Source organism: Streptomyces sp. CBMA152 (assembly GCF_014596475.1).
GTDB lineage: Bacteria > Actinomycetota > Actinomycetes > Streptomycetales > Streptomycetaceae > Streptomyces.
The window spans coordinates 118,827-137,617 of record NZ_MECJ01000024.1; the positions used below are offsets into that span (position 1 = coordinate 118,827).

The 18,791-nt window shown below is 71.2% G+C and carries 13 protein-coding genes and 1 riboswitch; of the genes, 3 read left to right on the forward strand and 10 right to left on the reverse strand.

Translation table 11 applies throughout. The features are described from left to right. Position 1: 1 nt before the first annotated feature. From BG418_RS20485 to BG418_RS20500, 4 genes are all read right to left on the reverse strand, one after another. On the reverse strand, positions 2 to 2,635 hold the full coding sequence (locus BG418_RS20485; protein WP_188275384.1) for a polynucleotide kinase-phosphatase: 2,634 nt from the start codon (positions 2,633 to 2,635) through the stop codon (positions 2 to 4). After that, complete coding sequence (locus BG418_RS20490; protein ID WP_188275385.1) at positions 2,632 to 4,182, reverse strand: 3' terminal RNA ribose 2'-O-methyltransferase Hen1; 1,551 nt, start codon at positions 4,180 to 4,182, stop codon at positions 2,632 to 2,634. Before BG418_RS20490 ends, BG418_RS20485 begins: the two co-directional genes overlap by 4 nt. A 96-nt stretch (positions 4,183 to 4,278) precedes the next feature. Continuing rightward, positions 4,279 to 5,229 (reverse strand): homocysteine S-methyltransferase, encoded by a 951-nt coding sequence (gene mmuM, locus BG418_RS20495; protein ID WP_188275563.1) that lies wholly within the window; start codon positions 5,227 to 5,229, stop codon positions 4,279 to 4,281. A 2-nt stretch (positions 5,230 to 5,231) separates the two neighbouring features. Then, a complete protein-coding gene (locus BG418_RS20500; RefSeq protein ID WP_188275386.1) occupies positions 5,232 to 6,161 on the reverse strand; it encodes an LLM class F420-dependent oxidoreductase in 930 nt (309 codons plus the stop codon). A gap of 248 nt (positions 6,162 to 6,409) precedes the next feature. Between BG418_RS20500 and BG418_RS20505 the strand changes: the two genes are divergently transcribed. After that, positions 6,410 to 6,640 carry a hypothetical protein gene (locus BG418_RS20505; protein WP_188275387.1) on the forward strand — a complete coding sequence of 77 codons (231 nt, stop codon included), beginning with the start codon at positions 6,410 to 6,412 and terminating at the stop codon, positions 6,638 to 6,640. Between the two features lie 74 nt (positions 6,641 to 6,714). Here the strand turns inward: BG418_RS20505 and BG418_RS20510 are convergent, their stop codons facing one another. From BG418_RS20510 to BG418_RS20530, 5 genes are all read right to left on the reverse strand, one after another. Further along, positions 6,715 to 7,206: a DUF6099 family protein gene (locus BG418_RS20510; protein WP_188275388.1), complete on the reverse strand. Its 492-nt coding sequence runs from the start codon at positions 7,204 to 7,206 to the stop codon at positions 6,715 to 6,717. 123 nt (positions 7,207 to 7,329) lie between these two features. Continuing rightward, positions 7,330 to 7,734 carry a nucleotide pyrophosphohydrolase gene (locus BG418_RS20515; protein WP_398999574.1) on the reverse strand — a complete coding sequence of 135 codons (405 nt, stop codon included), beginning with the start codon at positions 7,732 to 7,734 and terminating at the stop codon, positions 7,330 to 7,332. Continuing rightward, the gene (locus BG418_RS20520; protein WP_188275390.1) at positions 7,731 to 8,855 is read right to left on the reverse strand and encodes an AAA family ATPase; all 1,125 of its coding nucleotides are present in this window, start codon (positions 8,853 to 8,855) and stop codon (positions 7,731 to 7,733) included. Before BG418_RS20520 ends, BG418_RS20515 begins: the two co-directional genes overlap by 4 nt. Positions 8,856 to 8,910: 55 nt before the next feature. Beyond that, positions 8,911 to 9,300 (reverse strand): cell division protein SepF, encoded by a 390-nt coding sequence (locus tag BG418_RS20525; RefSeq protein ID WP_188275391.1) that lies wholly within the window; start codon positions 9,298 to 9,300, stop codon positions 8,911 to 8,913. A gap of 113 nt (positions 9,301 to 9,413) precedes the next feature. After that, positions 9,414 to 10,319 (reverse strand): ABC transporter substrate-binding protein, encoded by a 906-nt coding sequence (locus tag BG418_RS20530; protein ID WP_188275392.1) that lies wholly within the window; start codon positions 10,317 to 10,319, stop codon positions 9,414 to 9,416. A 236-nt stretch (positions 10,320 to 10,555) separates the two neighbouring features. Here BG418_RS20530 and BG418_RS20535 point away from each other — a divergent pair, with 236 nt between their 5' ends. Further along, positions 10,556 to 11,350, forward strand: a complete 795-nt coding sequence (locus BG418_RS20535) for a VOC family protein (RefSeq protein ID WP_188275393.1) — start codon at positions 10,556 to 10,558, stop codon at positions 11,348 to 11,350. Between the two features lie 98 nt (positions 11,351 to 11,448). On the opposite strand, the gene metE is transcribed toward BG418_RS20535, so the two are convergent. Continuing rightward, the gene (metE, locus tag BG418_RS20540) at positions 11,449 to 13,767 is read right to left on the reverse strand and encodes a 5-methyltetrahydropteroyltriglutamate--homocysteine S-methyltransferase (RefSeq protein ID WP_188275394.1); all 2,319 of its coding nucleotides are present in this window, start codon (positions 13,765 to 13,767) and stop codon (positions 11,449 to 11,451) included. A gap of 180 nt (positions 13,768 to 13,947) precedes the next feature. Then, a riboswitch (cobalamin riboswitch) is annotated at positions 13,948 to 14,099 on the reverse strand. Positions 14,100 to 14,402: 303 nt separating this feature from the next. Between metE and BG418_RS20545 the strand changes: the two genes are divergently transcribed. Beyond that, on the forward strand, positions 14,403 to 18,728 hold the full coding sequence (locus BG418_RS20545; RefSeq protein WP_188275395.1) for a bifunctional nitrate reductase/sulfite reductase flavoprotein subunit alpha: 4,326 nt from the start codon (positions 14,403 to 14,405) through the stop codon (positions 18,726 to 18,728). Positions 18,729 to 18,791 lie beyond the last annotated feature (63 nt).

Sequence of the window (18,791 nt, forward strand, 5' to 3'; positions counted from 1 at the left end):
GTCAGAGCCGCGGGTCCACCGGTTCCGACTCCAGGGCCAGGACCGCGAAGACCGCCTCGTGGACGCGCCACAGCGGCTCGCCCGACGCCAGCCGCTCCAGCGCCTCCAGACCCAGCGCGTACTCGCGCAACGCGAGCGAGCGCTTGTGGCCCAGCGAACGCTGCCGCAGCCGGTCGAGGTTGTCGGGCCGCACGTACTCCGGACCGTAGATGATCCGCAGGTACTCCCGGCCGCGCACCTTGATGCCGGGCTGCCCCAGGCGCCCCTTGCCGTCCCGGGCGAGCGCCTGGAGCGGCTTGACGACCATCCCCTCGCCGCCCGCGCCGGTCAGCTCCAGCCACCAGTCCACACCCGCCCGCACCGACTCCTCGTCGCCGGTGTCCACGACGAGGCGCCGGGTGACCTGGAGCAGCCCGGTCGGGTCGTGCTCGACCAGGCGGTCCAGCCACGCCAGTTGCTCGTCGTGGGGCACCGCGGCAAGGCTGCGCCCCTGGGCGGCGAGGATCTGGAACGGGGCGAACCGCACCCCCTCCAGACCGTCCGTCGTCCAGCAGTACCGCCGGTACGCCTCGGTGAACGCGGCCGCGTCATCGGCCCGTTCCCGCTGGCGCGCCAGCAGCCCGGCCACCTCGACCCCGCGCTCCCCGGCCGCCTCCAGGGCCCGCAGCGCGTCCGGGAAGACCGCCCCGGACGCGGCACCCACCGCCGCGTACTGCGAACGCAACAGGCCGGAGGCCTTCAGGGACCACGGCATCAGCTCGGCGTCGAACAGCAGCCAGTCCGTGGCGAGCTCGTCCCACAGCCCGGCGGCGGACACAGCCGTCCGCAGCCGCTCCAGGACGGCCTCGGTGACCGCCGCGTCGTCGAAGAACGGGCGTCCGGTACGGGTGTGCAGCGCCCCCGTGGGCCCGTCCACTCCGAACCGCTCGCGCGCCACCTCGGCGTCACGGCACACCAGCGCCACCGCCCGCGAGCCCATGTGCTTCTCCTCGCACACGACCCGCGCGACCCCGTCCGCCCGGTACTGCGCGAACGCCTCCGCCGGGTGCTCCAGATAGCCCTCCTCCCGAGAAGTCGCCGTCGGTGCCATGGTCGGCGGCAGATACGCGAGCAGCCTGGGGTCGACCGCGAACCGGCTCATGACTTCGAGCGCGGCCGCCGCGTTCTCCTCGCGCACCGCCACATTGCCCAGCTCCCGCGTCTCCACGACACGGCGGCCGTGCACATCGGCCAGGTCGAGCGGTCGGCCGTCATGGCCACCGGGCGCCTCGGTGGCCAGCGGACGGACCGGCTCGTACCAGACCTTCTCCGCGGGCACGTCGACGAGCTCGCGCTCCGGCCAGCGCAGCGCGGTCATCTTTCCGCCGAACACCGCACCCGTGTCCAGGCAGATGGTGTTGTTGATCCACGACGTGTTCGGGACGGGCGTGTGCCCGTAGACGACTGCCGCGCGGCCGCGGTAGTCCTCGGCCCACGGGTAGCGCACGGGCAGGCCGAACTCGTCGGTCTCGCCGGTCGTCTCGCCGTACAGCGCGTGCGAGCGGACACGCCCCGACGTACGCCCGTGGTACTTCTCGGGCAGACCCGCGTGACAGACGACCAGCTTGCCGCCGTCGAGCACATAGTGGCTGACGAGCCCGTCGATGAACTCCTTCACCTGTTCCTTGAATCCATCGTCCTCCTTCTCCAACTGCTCGATGGTTTCCGCCAGTCCATGGGTGCGCTGGACCTTCTTGCCACCCAGATAACGTCCGAGCTTGTTCTCATGGTTCCCGGGAACACACAGAGCGTTACCGTCGGCCACCATTTTCATCACGCGCCGCAACACACCTGGACTGTCCGGGCCACGGTCGACCAGGTCGCCGACGAAGACCGCCGTACGGCCCTCGGGATGGACGCCGTCCACGTAACCCAGCTTGGCGAGCAAGGTCTCCAGCTCGGAGCGGCAGCCGTGGATGTCACCGATGATGTCGAAGGGGCCGGTGAGGTGGGTGAGGTCGTTGAAGCGGCGCTCGATCACGATCTCGGCGCGGTCCACCTCCGCCTCGGTGCGCAGGATGTGCACCTTGCGGAACCCCTCGCGCTCCAGGCCGCGCAATGAACGCCGCAGCTCACGGCGGTGGCGTGCGATGACCTGACGGGGCATGCCGGCCCGGTCGGGACGGGTCGCGTTGCGTGCGGCGCAGACCTCCTCGGGCAGGTCGAGGACGATCGCGATCGGCAGCACATCGTGCTCCCGGGCCAACCGGACCAGCTGCCTGCGGCTCTCCACCTGCACACTCGTGGCGTCGACGACGGTCAGCCGCCCGGCCGCGAGCCGCTTGCCCGCGATGTAGTGGAGCACGTCGAACGCCTCGCCGCTCGCGCTCTGGTCGTTCTCGTCGTCGGCGACGAGCCCCCGGCAGAAGTCGGACGAGAGGACCTCGGTCGGCTTGAAGTGCCGCCGCGCGAAAGTGGACTTACCCGATCCGGTGGCCCCGATGAGCACCACGAGGGACAGGTCGGTGACGGCGAGCGTGCGCTTTGCGGGCGCGGTCTCTTCCGTACCGGTACTCGAAGTGGTGCTGGTGCTGGCATCGGTACTTGCGCTGGCACCCGTGCGGGCAACTGCGTTGTCGCTGGACTCGGCACTCATGCGGCGTTCGCCTCCTTCACGGTCGTCTCGGCCTCGGTGGGCGTCGAGGTCTCGGTGGGTGTCCGGCTCTCGTTGTGCGTCGCGCTCCGGCGGGACGGCTCGTCACTCTTGATCATCTTGAATACGGCCATCTGCGTCGGCGGCCCCACCTCGGGGTCGTCCGGCCCGACCGGCACGAACTCCACGTCGTAACCGTGCCGTTCGGCGACCGAACCCGCCCAGTCACGGAACTCCGCACGAGTCCACTCGAACCGGTGATCGCCATGGCGCACATGCCCGGCCGGAAGGGTCTCCCAGCGCACGTTGTACTCGACGTTCGGCGTCGTCACGATCACCGTGCGCGGACGAGCCCCGCCGAACACCGCGTACTCCAGGGCGGGCAGCCGAGGCAGATCGAGGTGTTCGATGACCTCGCTGAGCACCGCCGCGTCGTACCCCTTGAGCCTCTTGTCGGTGTACGCGAGCGAGCCCTGCATCAGCGTGATGCGGTCGGCCTGCCGCTCACCCATCCGCTCCAGCTTGAGCCGGCGCGCGGCGATCGTCAGGGCGCGCATGGAGACATCGACACCCACGATCTCGGTGAACCGGACGTCCTTGAGGAGTTCGTGTATCAACTGGCCCTGACCGCAGCCGAGGTCGAGTACGCGGCTCGCACCCGCCGCCGTGAGCGCCGTCATGATCGCCTCACGGCGCCGCACGGCGAGCGGCACGGGCTTGTCCTCGGTGTCGGTCGTCTCGTCGACGGCGTTGTCGATCGCCTCGACCGCGATGTCGTCGGCCTCGGCGAGCCGGACCAGCTCAAGGCGCTCCATCGCCTGCCGGGTCAGGCCCCAGCGCCGGGACAGATAGCGGCTGGTGATCAGCTTCTGCTCGGGGTGGTCGGCCAGCCAGCCGTCACCGGCCCGCAGCAACTTGTCCACCTCGTCGGGCGCGACCCAGTAGTGCTTGGCGTCGTCGAGCACCGGCAGCAGGACGTACAGCTGCCGCAACGCGTCCGCGAGCCGCAGCTCCCCTTCCAGCACGAGCCGTACGTAACGCGACTCGCCCCACTGCGGGAACCGCTCGTCCAGCGCCCACGGCTGCGCCGACACCGAGGCCCAGCCCAGCGGCTCGAACAGCTTGCGGACGAGGTCGGCGCCGCCGCGCGCGGGCAGGGCAGGTATCTCGATCCGCAGCGGCAACGGCGCCTCGGCCCGTTCCGGCAGCGTGTTGCACACTCCGCGCAGGGCGCTCTTGAAGACGGTGCTGAGCGCGACGGACATCAGCGAAGAGGCCGCGTACGGGCGGTCGTTGACGTACTGCGCCAGGGCGGAATCGGGTGCTCCGCCACGTCCCTTGCCCTTACCTCGCCGCACCAGCGCAACGGGATCGACCTCCAGGAGCAGCGCGGCCGTGCAGCGCTCGACGCTCGCCTCGGGGTAGAGGACGTGCGCGGTGCCATGGGAGGTGGAGAACGCCTGCGCCTTCCCGGGGTGCTTGTGCAGCAGAAAACCGAGATCGGTGGCGGGGCGCTCAGGGGTGCCGGTGGTGGTGATTGTCAGGAACACGCATCGAGTATCTCCCGGTTCGCCCGACTCCTACCAGGCATTTTCGCTCTGACCGGGCCTTCCCCCCTGACCCTTGGTCGACTGTCCCCGCGTCGCTCACACCCCCTTCGCCGCATACTCCGCCAGCCGTGCGATCTCCTGCGGACCCACTCGGCAGCAGCCGCCCACCAGACGGGCACCGGCGGCGCGCCAGGCCCTCACGCGCGACGGGTCGAAGGTGCTTCCGCCCCGCCAGGAACGGGACTCCGCGTCCCAGCGCTCCCCGCTGTTGGGGTAGACGACTACCGGCTTCCCGGTCACCGCAGCCGCCAACTCCACCGCCCGGTCCGCGTCGGCGGGCGTGCAGCAGTTCACCCCGACCGCGATCACCTGGTCGATCCCGGCCGCCAGCTCGAACGCCCCCTCCAGCGCCTGGCCCGCCCGGGTGCGCAGCCCCTCGACGCTGTACGAGAGCCACACCGGCACCCCGCATCCCTCGACCGCCCGCAGCAGCGCCTCGGCCTCGTCGGCGTCGGGCACCGTCTCCAGGGCGAGCACATCCGGCCCGGCCGCGACCAGCGCCTCCACGCGTGGGCGGTGGAAACGCTCCAGCTCGCGCACGGTCAGCCCGTACCGGCCCCGGTACTCACTGCCGTCGGCCAGCATGGCGCCGTAGGGGCCGATGGAGGCGGCGACCCAGACTTCGCCTTCGGGGGGCTCCCCCTCCCCTCCCCCCACCCCCTCCGCCCCTGCCCCCTCCGCCCCCGCCCTTCTCGCCAGCCCCACACTCCGGGCAAGGAGTGTCGTCGCCTCCTGATGGGACACGCCTCGGTGTGCGAAGCCCTCGTACGTGGCCTGGTAGCTGGACGTGATCAGCACCTGTGCCCCCGCCCGTACGTACGCCCGGTGTGCGGCCTCGATCTGGCTCGGGTCGTCGGCGAGCAGCCGGGCCGACCACAGGGGGTCGGTCAAGTCGCAGCCCTGTGCCGCCAGTTGGTTGGAGAGACCGCCGTCCAGGACCACGGTCTGCTCGGCGAGTGCGGCCGCGAGCGGGCGGGCGGGGCTCACGGTCACGCCCGGTTCAGCTGGGACTGGACCTGTGAGGCGATCAGTTCCAGGTGATCGAGGTCCTTCACGTCGAGGACCTGGAGGTAGATGCGGGACGAGCCGATCGCCTCGTACGTACCGATCTTCTCCACCACTTCGGCGGGTGAGCCTGCCAGTCCGTTCGCCTTGAGTTCTGCCACTTCCCTTCCGATGGCGGCCGCGCGGCGCGCGACCTCTGCGTCGTTCTTCCCCACACAGACGACCAGCGCGTTGGAGTACACGAGGTCGTCCGGGCTGCGTCCGGCGCTCTCGGCTGCCGCGCGCACCCGGCCGAACTGGCGCTCGCTGTCGGCGAGCGAGGCGAACGGGATGTTGTACTCGTCCGCGTACTTCGCGGCCAGCCGTGGGGTGCGGGTCGCGCCGTGGCCGCCGATCAGGACCGGCACCTTGGCCTGGACGGGCTTGGGGAGCGCGGGCGAGTCGGTGAGCTGGTAGTACGTGCCGTCGTGGTCGAAGGTCTTGCCGGTCTCGGTGGCCCAGAGTCCGGTGATGATCTCCAGCTGTTCCTCAAGGCGGGCGGACTTCTCCTTGGGGAACGGGATGCCGTACGCCTTGTGCTCCTGCTCGAACCAGCCTGCTCCCAGGCCGAGTTCAATGCGCCCGCCGGACATCTGGTCGACCTGGGCGACCTGGATGGCGAGCACGCCGGGGAGCCGGAAGGTGCCGGCGGTCATCAGGGTGCCGAGGCGGATGCGCCGGGTCTCACGGGCGAGTCCAGCGAGGGTGATCCAGGCGTCGGTGGGGCCCGGGAGCCCGTCGACGGAGCCCATCCGCAGGTAGTGGTCGGAGCGGAAGAAGGCGTCGAAGCCGAGGTCTTCGGTGGCTTTGGCGACGCGGAGGAGGGTGTCGTAGTCGGCGCCCTGCTGGGGCTCCGTGAAGATGCGAAGATCCATGGATCCATCCTGCACCTTCGAACTGCCGTCAACCCTGCCCTTGCAGCGTGCCGTATGGCTGCCCGGTCGGGTGAATATCCGTCAACCTGGCGGGCGGCACACGTCCTGACCAGTGACTGTGGCGCTGAGTGGTCGTTTGCTGTGGCGGAGCCGGACCGCCCGGCCCGCGTGCCGGCGGCCGTTGCCGGTGCGTCTGCCGATCTGCCGTCCCGCAGCAGCGCGGGAGGGCTTGGGCCGAGGAGGCCGCCATGTCCCAGGAAGCCGTGCCCGAACAGGCCGCGCCGCACCAGCCGGCCGCGCAGTCCGTTCCCGAGCAGCAAGGTGCGCCGAAGGGGCTGTTGCAGCAGATGGAGGAACTGATGGCGGCGCTGACCGCCGATCTCTCGCAGCTGGACGCGGATCTGCAGTCCTCCGCCGACCGGACACTGCCGGGCGGGGACGGCGACGGGCACAGCGGGGGCTGCGCCACGGGCAGCTGAGCCTTTCGCGCTCGTATCCCGGGTCGCGTCCCCTCTCGTATCGCGTTCCCGTTCTTCGTGTGTGTCCCATCCGTTCATGACGGCCCCGCCGTCGAGTCGCGCAGGGCGCCCGGCCGTCTCTCCTGCTCCCGTACGGTGAGCCGGCGGAGCATTCCGCGGACCCGGTCGCTCGACTCGTCGGCGGCGTCTATGGCTTCGATGCACTGCCAGTAGAGCCCTTCCTCGTCGGTGGCGCAGGCCACGCCGACGAGGGCCATCCCGACGTCTCCGAGCAGGGCGCCGAGCCCGGTCAGGGTCTGTCTGGCGTCGCTGACTTCGGAGAGCTGGGCAGCGCGGATGCCGCCGATGCGCAGCCCGGGGTGGTCGAGCGCTCCGCAGCCGCGTCCGCCGGTTTCGCTGAGGCCGCGGGCCTCGCCCCTGAGTTCCGGCGGGCCGGTGGCCGCCAGATGGCTGCCGATGGCCTGGGCGAGGGCTTGTGCCTGCCAGGCCTCGGCGACGACTTCGAGCACCGCGGTGCTTCCCGCGAGCGCTGACCTGCTGACCCCGATGAGCCGTACCGCGTCCATGAGCCGCCCCCGTTCATACGACGATCCGCTTCCCCGTTCACTACCTAGAGTGAGCTTTTGCGGCTCGGAAAGCCAGGGTAATTGGGAAATCTGTGGACAGGCAGGGGGTTTTGAATAACTCGCTCACTCCGAAGAGTGACCGGTTGGGCTTTCTTCGGGATTCTGTACAGGAGTTGTGCTGGTGGGGCGCGCGAGGGGCGGGGCGCTGGGGAGGGGGAAGCGGAGTTCATTGCGGTCGATCTTGGCGGAGAGCGCGGCGAGCGGATCGATGCCGAGGACCGCGCAAAACTGCAGGAGATAGGCGAGGACGTCGGCGACCTCGTCCTGTACGCGATGGGCCGTGTCCGGGTCCTCCATGACGTGGTCCGACTGATCGGGGGTCAGCCACTGGAAGATCTCCAGGAGTTCGGAGGCCTCGACGCTGAGGGCGGAGACGAGGTTCTTGGGGGTGTGGTAGGGCTGCCAGTGGCGCGCGGCCGCGAAGTCGGCCAGTCTGCGCTGCAGTCCCGCTACGTCCGGTGGGGTCACGGCTCCAGGTCTACCACTGACGCCCCGGCCACCCCACGCGCGCATCCGGCGTCCGTGACGGCGCCGAGGAGCCGGATGTGGCCGCGTCGGCACATCTCGACGGCCAGCGCGACGAGTTCGGCGGCCTGGCGCCGGTCGAGGCCTCGGTCGAAGCCGTCGGCGAGCACGGTGAGGTTCTGCATGGCGGACGGGACCTCGTCGACGGTGTCCATGGCGAGGACGCCGGGGCCGGTCAGCAGCACCAGGGCGAGCGCGAGGTAGCGCAGTTCGCCCTCGCCGAGGCGGTCCACAGGGGTCGGCGTCCGCTCGCCCCGGCCCACCACCGCCCTTAACGTGCCGTCGTCGAGTGCTTGGCCGGTGAGGGCGGTGACGGGGCCGGCGCAACCCGCGCGGGCCGCCGTGACCAGGCGGGCATGGCGGATGGCGCATTCGTCGGCGGTGCGCATCAGGACTTCGGCCAGGTTGTCACAACCGCGCCGCAGCCGACCCCGGCCGGGCACCACAGGCTCGCGCATCTGCTGCGGCTGGGGGTCGCAGGAGAACACCGAGCGCAGCGCCACCACGACCTGCTCGGCGGCGGCGAGCACCCGCCGCTGCCCTTCGGTCTTTCCGGCGACCCGCAGCGGCAGCAGGGCGGTGCCGAGCCGGTCGTCGGGGAGCGGGGCGCGGGTGACGGGCACCGCGCCCGCGGTGTGCCAGGCGGCCTGCACGGTCGAGCGCCCGGGGTCGCGCAGGGCCGTGGACAGCAGGGTCCGTCCGTCACTGGTCAAACGTTCGCCGACGACGCGGAGTTCCGGCTCGGCCTGAACGGCGAGGTCGAGCCGGACGGGGCCGACGGGGCCGTCGACGGTGCAGCCGATGCGGAACCCGCGCCGGCCCTGGGCGTCGGCCTCGGCGCGCTCGGGCACACAGCCCCCGGGATCGCGGAAGACCGAGGCCAGCGAGGAGCCGGAGCCGAGCCGGGCCAGCGCCTCGTACGCCTGAAGGACGCTGGACTTGCCGCTGCCGCTCGGTCCCGCCAGGAAGGTCAGCGGGCCGAGCGGGAAGGACGCGCCCCGGTGCGACTTGAAGGCGGAGAGCCGCAGTTCGGTGACGGTGGGCCGGTCGCAGGTTGCGTTCATGGAACGGACCGTACGAGCACAAAAGATGACGAACCGTTACGCCTCGATCGGCTTCCTACGAATGAGGGACGACGGCCTCCGCGATGCCCTCCACCTCCGTGCCAACCGGGGCCAGCAGGAAGACATTGCGGTCGACGCGGTGCATTCCGCTGCCTATTCCGAAGACGACTCCGCTGCTGAAGTCGAGGATCCGCTTGGCGACTTCGGTGTCGGCACCGGTCAGATCGAGCAGGACCGGGGTCTGCGCCATCATGTACTCGGCGACCTCGCGCGCGTCCGCGAAGACCTGTACGCGCAGGACGACGAAGCGCCGCTGCTCGACGGCCGCGTACTCGTTGGGGAGGGTGCGGTGGTCGACCCGCGACGGCCACTCGTTGCGGCTGCGCAGCGGAACGACCTGGGCGAGCCCCTCCCACTGTTCATCGGTGACGTCGTACCTGCTCACCGGACCACCTCGCCCATGTGCTGTATCTGCATTCGGCCATGATGACGCCGCTCACCCGTTCAGCCCAACTCCGACACGGCCCTGAGCTGTGAAGTTGTCCGGACCGAGGCGTACTAGCGTACGACGGCGGCCGCCACCGCGTCCGCGACCAGGGCGAAGAAACGGGCGTGGGCCCGGGCGCTGCACGGGGCCTCGGGGTTCCACGGCAGCACCTGCGACCGGTTCTCGATCGACCGCCAGTGCGGATCGGCGCGCAGCTCCTCGATCGGGGTGGCGTTCACCCGTATGTCCGAAAGGATGATGTCGGCGGGCAGGGCCGCGGCCTCGGCCCAGGTGAGCGTCGTCCAGCTCGCCCCGCCGCCGGGCGGCGGCTCCACCAGGTGGACGCCGTGCTCGGCCAGTGCGCGCAGTTCGGGCCAGGCGCCCGGGCGGGCCACATGGACCTGGTCGGTTCCGGCGGGCGACAGGGCGAGCACTCGGGGCCTCGCCGGCTCGTCCGTCGACGCGGACGCGCGCGTAGCGGCCGTCACCGTGCGCAGCCGTCGGCTCGCGGCGTCCAGGAGGCGGTCGCCCACTTCGTGGTGGTCGCCGCCGAGCGAGTGGGCCAGCTCGGTGAAGCGACTCCTGATCTCGGCGAGGTCGCGCGAGTGCCCCACATCGATCACGACGACCGGAACATGGTCCTCCAGGTGCTTGGCGGTCTCGGGAGCGAGCCCGTAGACCTGGCCGCCGCCATAGCTGACGGCAACCACGAGGTCCGGCGCGCCCTGGAGCAGAGCGTCCAGGTCCAGGGCGTGGCCCGCGCCCAGGTAGCGGACGCGGTCCAGGGGCAGCCCGCCCGCCTTGGCCCGGTCGGGCACCGCGCCGTCGTGGAAGGAGCCGAAGACGGCTTCCACGCCCACGCCGTGGTCCCACAGCGTGGCCGCGGCCTGGAGGTAGGCGGTCACCCGGGCGGGCGCCCGACCCGCCGTAGCCCTCTGCCCGCGGTCGTCCGAGAACTGCCAGACCGGCTTTTCCATGAGGTCACCGCCCCTGTACGTCTGCTCCGCGCCGGCGCCGGGTCGACGCCGTACGCCCGAGTCTCCCGCCCCGCCAGGATCCGTACCCGAGTACCTGCCCGCCAGGCGGCGCGTCACCCCCCTCCGCGCTCCGGGCGTCCGCGCCCCGGCGGGTGGAAGCGCTCGGCGCGCGGGGCGCCGCACGGCTGGCTAGCGTGGCAGGCCGGACCGTCCGTCACACAGGAGAGAGCACTGTCATGGCCGCAGAACCCGAGGGCACTCCGTGTTGGGCCGATGCGATGTTCAGCGACGTCGAGAAGGCGAAGAGCTTCTACAGCGACGTGCTGGGCTGGACGTTCGGCGAGGCCAACTCCGAGTACGGCAACTACACGCAGGCGTACGCGAACGGCAAGGCGGTGGCCGCCATCGTGCCGCCGATGTCCGGGCAGGAGGGGCAGTCGGCGTGGTGCCTGTACCTCGCGTCGCCCGATGTCGCCGCGACCGCCAAGAAGATCACCGACAACGGCGGCGAGGTCCTGATGCAGCCGATGCAGGTCGGCGACTTCGGCTCGATGGCCATCGCGCGCGAGCCCAGTGGCGCGGTCTTCGGCGTCTGGCAGGCGGGCAGCCACGAGGGCTTCGAGGCCAAGGGCGTGCCCGGCGCGTACTGCTGGGCCGAGGTGTTCACCCGTGATCCGGCGAAGGTGGACACGTTCCTGCCTGCGGTCTTCCCGTACAGCGCCAAGCAGATGCAGGACGACGCGGCCGACTTCCGGGTCTTCAGCGCGGGCGGGGACATGGTCCTGGGGCGGATGAAGATGGGCGAGGAGTTCCCGCCGGAGGTGCCGCCGTACGTCAATGTGTACTTCGCCGTGGACAACTGCGACACAGCCGTCGAAAAAGCCACCAAGCAGGGCGGCATCCTGCGGTTCGGGCCGATGGACACGCCGTTCGGCCGGTTCGCGGCACTCACCGACTCGCAGGGCGCGGCGTTCTCGGTGATCGACATGTCGACGACGCAGGGCGACATGCCGCAGATGGCCGACGTGTAGCGGGACCGTACGACAGGACCCGGGGAGGGCCTTCACGCGCGCGTGAAGGCCCTCCCCGGCCGTTTCACCGCCTTACCGTCTCCGCTTTTCCCCCGGCCTCACCGCCCCGCCGTCTCCGCCCTTACCGTGCGGGCGGCCGCGACAAGGTTCTCCAGGGACCGCCGGGTCTCCGTCCAGCCGCGGGTCTTGAGCCCGCAGTCCGGGTTGACCCAGAGCCGGTCAGCCGGGACGGCCTCAAGTCCCTTACGAAGCAGGGCGGCCGCCTCCTCTGCGCTCGGTACGCGCGGCGAGTGGATGTCGTAGACACCGGGGCCCACCTCGCGCGGATAGCCCGCGGCCGCGAGTTCGTCGGCCACGCGCATATGGGAGCGGGCCGCCTCCAGGCTGATGACATCCGCGTCGAGGTCGTCGATGGCGCGCAGGATGTCGCCGAACTCGGCGTAGCACATGTGCGTGTGGATCTGGGTGTCCGGACGTACGCCCGCGGTGGTCAGGCGGAACGATTCTGTCGCCCAGGCGAGATAGGCCGCGTGATCGGCGGCGCGCAGCGGCAGCGTCTCGCGCAGGGCGGGCTCGTCGACCTGGATGACCGAAGTCCCGGACCGCTCAAGGTCGTTCACCTCGTCGCGCAGGGCGAGTGCGACCTGGCGGGCGGTGTCGGCGAGCGGCTGGTCGTCGCGGACGAACGACCAGGCCAGCATGGTGACCGGCCCGGTGAGCATGCCCTTGACCGGGCGGCTGGTGAGCGACTGGGCGTACCCGGTCCAGCGCACCGTCATCGGGTGCGGCCGCGAGATGTCGCCGGCCAGGACCGGCGGGCGGACATAGCGCGTGCCGTACGACTGGACCCAGCCGTGCTGGGTGGCGAGGTAGCCGGTCAGCTGTTCGGCGAAGTACTGCACCATGTCGTTGCGTTCGGCCTCGCCGTGGACCAGGACGTCGAGGCCGGCCTTCTCCTGGAAGGCGACGACCTCGCGGATCTCGCCCCTGATCCGCTCCTCGTAGCCCTCGGTGTCGATGCGTCCGGTGCGCAGATCGGCGCGCGCGGTGCGGACCTCGGCGGTCTGCGGAAACGAGCCGATGGTGGTCGTGGGCAGCACGGGCAGGCCGAGGCGGGCGCGCTGGGCCGAGGCCCGCTGCCCGTACGGCTGGGAGCGGCGAGTGTCCGCCTCGGTCACAGCGGCGCTACGCGCGCGTACCGCCGGGTCGCGGGTGAGGGCGGACCCGGCGCGCGAGGCCAGATCGGCCCGGTTGGCGGCGAGTTCGGCGGCGATGGTGTCGGGGCCCTGGGCGAGGCCCCGGGCGAGCGTGACGATCTCGGCGGTCTTCTGGCGGGCGAACGCCAGCCAGCGGGCGATCTGCGGGTCGATGTCGCGTTCCGCCGTCGCGTCGAGCGGGACGTGCAGCAGCGAGCAGGAGGCCGCGACGTCGACTCGGTCGGCGAGGCCCAGGAGCGTGCCGAGGGTGGCCAGCGACTTCTCGTAGTCGTTGATCCAGACGTTGCGGCCGTCGACGACGCCCGCGACCAGGCGCTTGCCGGGCAGTCCGCCGACGGCCGCGAGGCCGTCGAGGTTGGCGGCTGCCGCTCCCGTGAAGTCCAGGCCGAGACCGTCCACGGGGGCCTTGGCGAGGACGGGCAGGGCGTCGCCGAGCCGGTCGAAATAGGACGCGACGAGCAGCTTGGGGCGGTCGGTGAGACTCCCGAGCGTCTCGTACGCGCGCGTGGCGGCGGTCAGTTCGGCCGGGGTGCGGTCCTGGACGAGGGCGGGCTCGTCGAGCTGGACCCACTCGGCGCCCGCCGCCCGTAGATCGGCGAGCACTTCGGCGTAGACGGGCAGCAGCCGTTCCAGCAGGGTCAGCGGCTCGAAGTCCGCGGCGACCGAGGGGGCGGGCTTGGCGAGCAGGAGGTAGGTGATCGGGCCGACCAGGACGGGCCGGGCGGCGACGCCGAGCGCGAGCGCCTCGGTGAGCTCGGCGACCTGCTTGGCGGAGTCGGCGCCGAATACGGTGTCGGGGCCGAGTTCGGGCACCAGGTAGTGGTAGTTCGTGTCGAACCACTTGGTCATCTCCAGCGGCGCCACGTCCTGGGTGCCGCGCGCCATGGCGAAGTAGCCGTCCAGCGCGTCGGCCTCGACGGCGGCGCGGTGGCGGGCGGGGATCGCGCCGACCATCACGCTGGTGTCGAGGACGTGGTCGTAGTACGAGAAGTCGCCGGTGGGGACCTCGTGGATGCCCGTGTCGGCGAGCTGGAGCCAGGTGGCGCGGCGCAGCTCGCGAGCCGTCTTGCACAGCTCCTCGGCGCTGACGCGGCCCTTCCAGTAGCCCTCGACGGCCTTCTTCAGTTCCCGGTGCTGGCCCTGGCGCGGGTAGCCGTACACGGTGGCCCGTGCTGCCGCGGCTGCGGACTTGGTGGTCACGGATCTCTCCTTCGCGAGAATGTCCCGGAACGACCCCGGCACGGGTCGCGGACGCGAAGGGATGACGGACGGGACGCCACGCGCGCGAAGTTCCGCGCCGATACGCCCGCCGTACACGCCGACCCGCCCACGAGGTCACCGGGATCTCCGCGCGCGTAGGTCCGCGCGCGGGCAGCGGGCAGGTCTTCGGACTCGCGGGCTCGTACACCGGTCTCCCGGCGGACTCCTAGTGGCCGTCGCTTCCCGGACCCGGTCGGGTCCAGTGCGTATGACGGCGGTCGTTCCCGCTCACCGCTGCGGGGCAGTCCCGGATTCCCACCGGGTTCCCTCTTGCGACGCGCCTGCCTGGCGGACAGGCGCGAACCAGCTGCGTGAGCCACCCTACAGAGTAGGTCGGACAATCGCGCTCGGTAATAAATCGGCCACCCATGGCCTGTTCCAACCCCCTTTGCCCGCCCTTCCCTTCGAGCCCGCTCACGCGCGCGTTGTCGCAGTCGCACACGCTGCTCACATCCTCGGATCACGGTTAGTGTGGCTTGCGTAACCACGCACGTTCTCCGCGCGTGACATCGACGTAACGGGCATTTCGTACGGTCGGAACAGAAGGATCCGGCCGGGACGAGAGGGGACCCCCGTTGACCGCACAGGACTCGCGGACCGGCACCGAGCAGGTCCGCACGGTCTGCTCGTACTGCGGTGTGGGCTGCGGGATGGTCCTCGACATCGGTGCGGGCCCCGACGGCCGACGCACCGTGCTCAAGGCGTCCGGCGACAAGAACCACCCCGCCAATTCCGGCCGACTGTGCACCAAGGGTGCGACCACCGCCGACATGCTGGCCGCACCCGGGCGCCTCACCACCGCGCTCGTACGCGGCGAGCGCGGGGACGGGCCCGTCGCCGCCCCGGCGGACGGGGCGATCACCGCCACGGCTCACCGGCTGCGGGCCATCGTCGACGAGCACGGGCCGGACGCCGTCGCGCTGTATGTCTCCGGCCAGATGAGCCTGGAGGCGCAGTACCTGGCGAACAAACTGGCCAAGGGGTTCATCGGGACCAACCAGATCGAGTCCAACTCCCGGCTGTGCATGGCCAGCGCGGGCAGCGGCTACAAGCTGTCGCTCGGCGCGGACGGCCCGCCCGGCTCGTACGAGGACTTCGATGCGGCGGACGTCTTCCTCGTCATCGGCTCCAACATGGCCGACTGCCACCCGATCCTGTTCCTGCGCATGATGCAGCGGGTCAAGGCGGGCGCGAAACTGATCGTCGTCGACCCCCGGCGGACCGCGACCGCCGCCAAGGCCGACCTGTTCCTCCAGATCGAGCCGGGAGCCGATCTCGCGCTGCTCAACGGGCTGCTGCACCTGCTCCACGAGAACGGGGACATCGACCCCGCCTTCATCGCCGAGCACACCGAGGGCTGGGAGGCGATGGAGGAGTTCCTGGCCGACTACGCGCCGGCCGCGGTCGCCGGGATCACCGGGATCCCCGAGGACGACATCCGTACGGCGGCGCGGTGGATCGGGGCGGCCGGGGAGTGGATGAGCTGCTGGACGATGGGGCTCAACCAGTCCACCCATGGCACCTGGAACACCAACGCCCTGGTCAATCTGCATCTGGCGACCGGCGCGATCTGCCGCCCGGGCAGCGGCCCGTTCTCGCTCACCGGCCAGCCGAACGCGATGGGCGGCCGCGAGATGGGTTACATGGGCCCCGGGCTGCCCGGACAGCGCTCGGTCCTCGTGGACGCGGACCGGGCGTTCACCGAGGAGCTGTGGAAGCTGCCCGCGGGCACACTGCGCACCGACGGGGCGGGGCTCGGCACCGTCGAGATGTTCCGGCGGATGGCCGAGGGGGACATCAAGGCGTGCTGGATCATCTGCACCAACCCGGTCGCCTCGGTCGCCAACCGCCGCACCGTCATCGAGGGCCTGGAGGCGGCCGAATTCGTCGTCGCCCAGGACGCGTTCGCCGAGACCGAGACCGCCGCGTACGCCGATGTGGTCCTGCCCGCCGCGCTGTGGACCGAGGCCGAGGGCGTGCTGGTCAACAGCGAGCGCACACTGACACTGGCCCGCCGCGCCGTCGACCCGCCCGGCGAGGCGCTGCCCGACTGGCAGATCATCGCCCGGGTGGCCCGCGCGATGGGGTATGAGGAGGCGTTCACCTACGCCTCGGCCGAGGAGATCTTCGAGGAGATCAAGCGCGCCCACAACCCCGTGACCGGCTACGACCTGCGCGGGATCAGTTACGAGCGGCTTCGCACCACCCCCGTCCAATGGCCTGCCGCCAACTCCGGGGAACCGGACCGCAATCCCATCCGTTATGTGGACGGGAAGGGCGGTGGCCCGGAGTTTCCGACCGCGAGCGGGCGGGCGGTGTTCCACGCACGACCACACGTCCCGGCCGCCGAAATGCCGGACGACGCCTTTCCGTTCGTACTCAACACCGGGCGCCTGCCGCACCAGTGGCACACGCTCACCAAGACCGGAAAGGTGGACAAGCTCAACAAGCTCAACCCGGCGCCGTTCGTCGAGATGCATCCGCAGGATGCCGAGGCGCTGGGCGTCGCCGGCGGAGACTCGGTGGAGGTGGCCTCGCGGCGTGGGCGGGCCGTGCTGCCCGCCGTGGTGACCGACCGGGTGCGGCCGGGGTGCTGCTTCGCGCCGTTCCACTGGAGCGACCTGTTCGGCGAGTATCTGAGCGTCAACGCGGTGACCAGCGACGAGGTCGACCCGATCTCGTTCCAGCCCGGGTTCAAGATGTGCGCGGTGTCGCTGACCAGGGTGGCGACGCCGGCCGGGCCTGTGGCGACGGCGACGGGTGCGGGCACAGGTACGAACGCGGGCACGGGCACAAGTGCGGGCACAGGCACGAGTGCAGGCGCTGGCACGGACGCGGGCACGACAGCTGCAACCACACCATCAACTCCCCATGCACTGGAGGCTATTGACACGATTCTGCCGAGCGGAGCAGGCAGTCCCGCTGCCGTGTTCGGGCTCGACGTCCAACCGCCGGTCCTCACCGAGCACGAACGCCGATACCTGGTCGGATTCCTCGCCGGGCTGGAATCGGGCGCGCCCGGGGTTCCCGTACTGCCGCCGGGGGCGCCGTTCTCCGAGGAGCACGCGCTGTGGGTGAACGGTGCGCTGGCCGGGATGTACTCGCGGGCCCCGCGAACCGCCGCGGAGCCGAACGATGCACCCGCCGAGCCCTCGGGCCGTGACGTGGTCGTCCTGTGGGCCTCGCAGACCGGTAACGCCGAGCAGGTCGCGGCGGTCACCGCCGAACGGCTCAGTGCCGCCGGGCACCGGACCGCGCTGCTCGCCATGGACGACACCAGCCCGGGCGCGCTGTCCCCGGACGCGGATCTGCTGCTCGTCACCAGCACCACCGGTGACGGCGACGCGCCCGACAACGGCACCGGGTTCTGGGAGGCCCTGGCCGCGGCGAGCGCCCCGCGCCTGGAAGGGCGGCGCTATGCCGTGCTGGCCTTCGGTGACTCCTCGTACGACGAGTTCTGCGGGCACGGGCGGCGCCTCGACCGGCGACTGGCCGAGCTGGGCGCGGTGCGGCTGCTCGCGCGTACGGACTGCGAACCGGACTTCGAGGAGCGCGCGCTGGGGTGGCTGGACGAGGTGCTGGCGCTGCTCGACGCGTCCGCGACCGAGGCCGGGACGCCCGGCGCACCGGGGGCACCAGGGGCACCCGGCGCGTCCCGTTCTTCCGGCGCGCCGGGGGTGCCGGGCGCAACGGGCACCACCGCTGGGCCGCGCACGGGCGCCGCTCCCCGATCGGTCGGCGCCTCGCTGCCGCTGTCGAGTTCGCGGGCCGCCGCCGTCACGGCCAAGCTCACCGGGAACTCGCTGCTGAGTCTGCCGGGGGCGGGCAAGGAGGTGCGTCGGTTCACGTTCGACACCCGGGAGAGCGACACGCCGCTCACGTACGCCGCCGGGGACGCGCTCGGGGTGCATCCCGTCAACTCCCCTTCCCTTGTGGCCGAATGGCTCGCGGTGACCGGGATCGACGCCGGGGCGCCCATCGAGATCGGCGGGGTCGATAGGGCGGGCGAGGTCGGGCCGGTGGAGTTCGGCACCGCGCTGCGTGAGCATCTGGACATCACCACGGTCAGCCACGACCTGCTGAAGTTCCTCGCCGAGCGCACCCACGACCGTGACCTGCGGCAGTTGCTGCGGCCCGACAACAAGTGGCAGCTGACGCGCTGGTCCTGGGGGCGGCAGGCGATCGACGCGATCGCCGAGTACGGGGTGCGGGCGAGTGCGCAGGAGTGGGCGGGTGTGCTCAAACGGCTTCGGCCCAGGCTGTATTCGATATCGTCCAGCCCGCTGGCCGACCCGTACGAGGTGTCCCTGACGGTGTCGGTGGTGCGGTACGAGAACCGGCTCGGGCGACCGCGCCAGGGGGTGTGCTCGGCCCTGCTCGCGGACGCCCCGCCGGACACGCCGATACCGGTGTACGTGCAGCGCACCCGGCACTTCCGGCCGCCCTCCGACCCCACCACGCCGATGGTGATGGTCGGCCCGGGCACCGGCGTCGCCCCGTTCCGCGGCTTCCTGTACGAGCGCCGGGCGCTCGGCCATACCGCCCCGAACTGGCTGTTCTTCGGCGAGCAGCACCGCGCGAGCGACTTCTACTACGAGGACGAGCTCGCCAAGCTGAGCACCGAGGGCACGCTCACCCGGCTGGACACCGCGTTCTCGCGCGACCAGCGGGCCAAGGTGTACGTCCAGGATCGTATGCGCGAGCACGGCCCGATGCTCTGGTCCTGGCTCCAGGACGGCGCGCACTTCTACGTCTGCGGCGACGCCTCCCGGATGGCCAAGGACGTCGACAGGGCGCTGCGCGACATCGCGATCGCGCACGGCGGGCTCGACGAGGACTCGGCGGCGGCGTATGTGAAGCAGCTGACGGCCGAGAAGCGGTACGTCCGCGACGTCTACTGAGCGCTCCACTGGACGCGCGGATATTCGACCGCGGACCGTGCATGGCTGGTCGCTCAGTTCCCC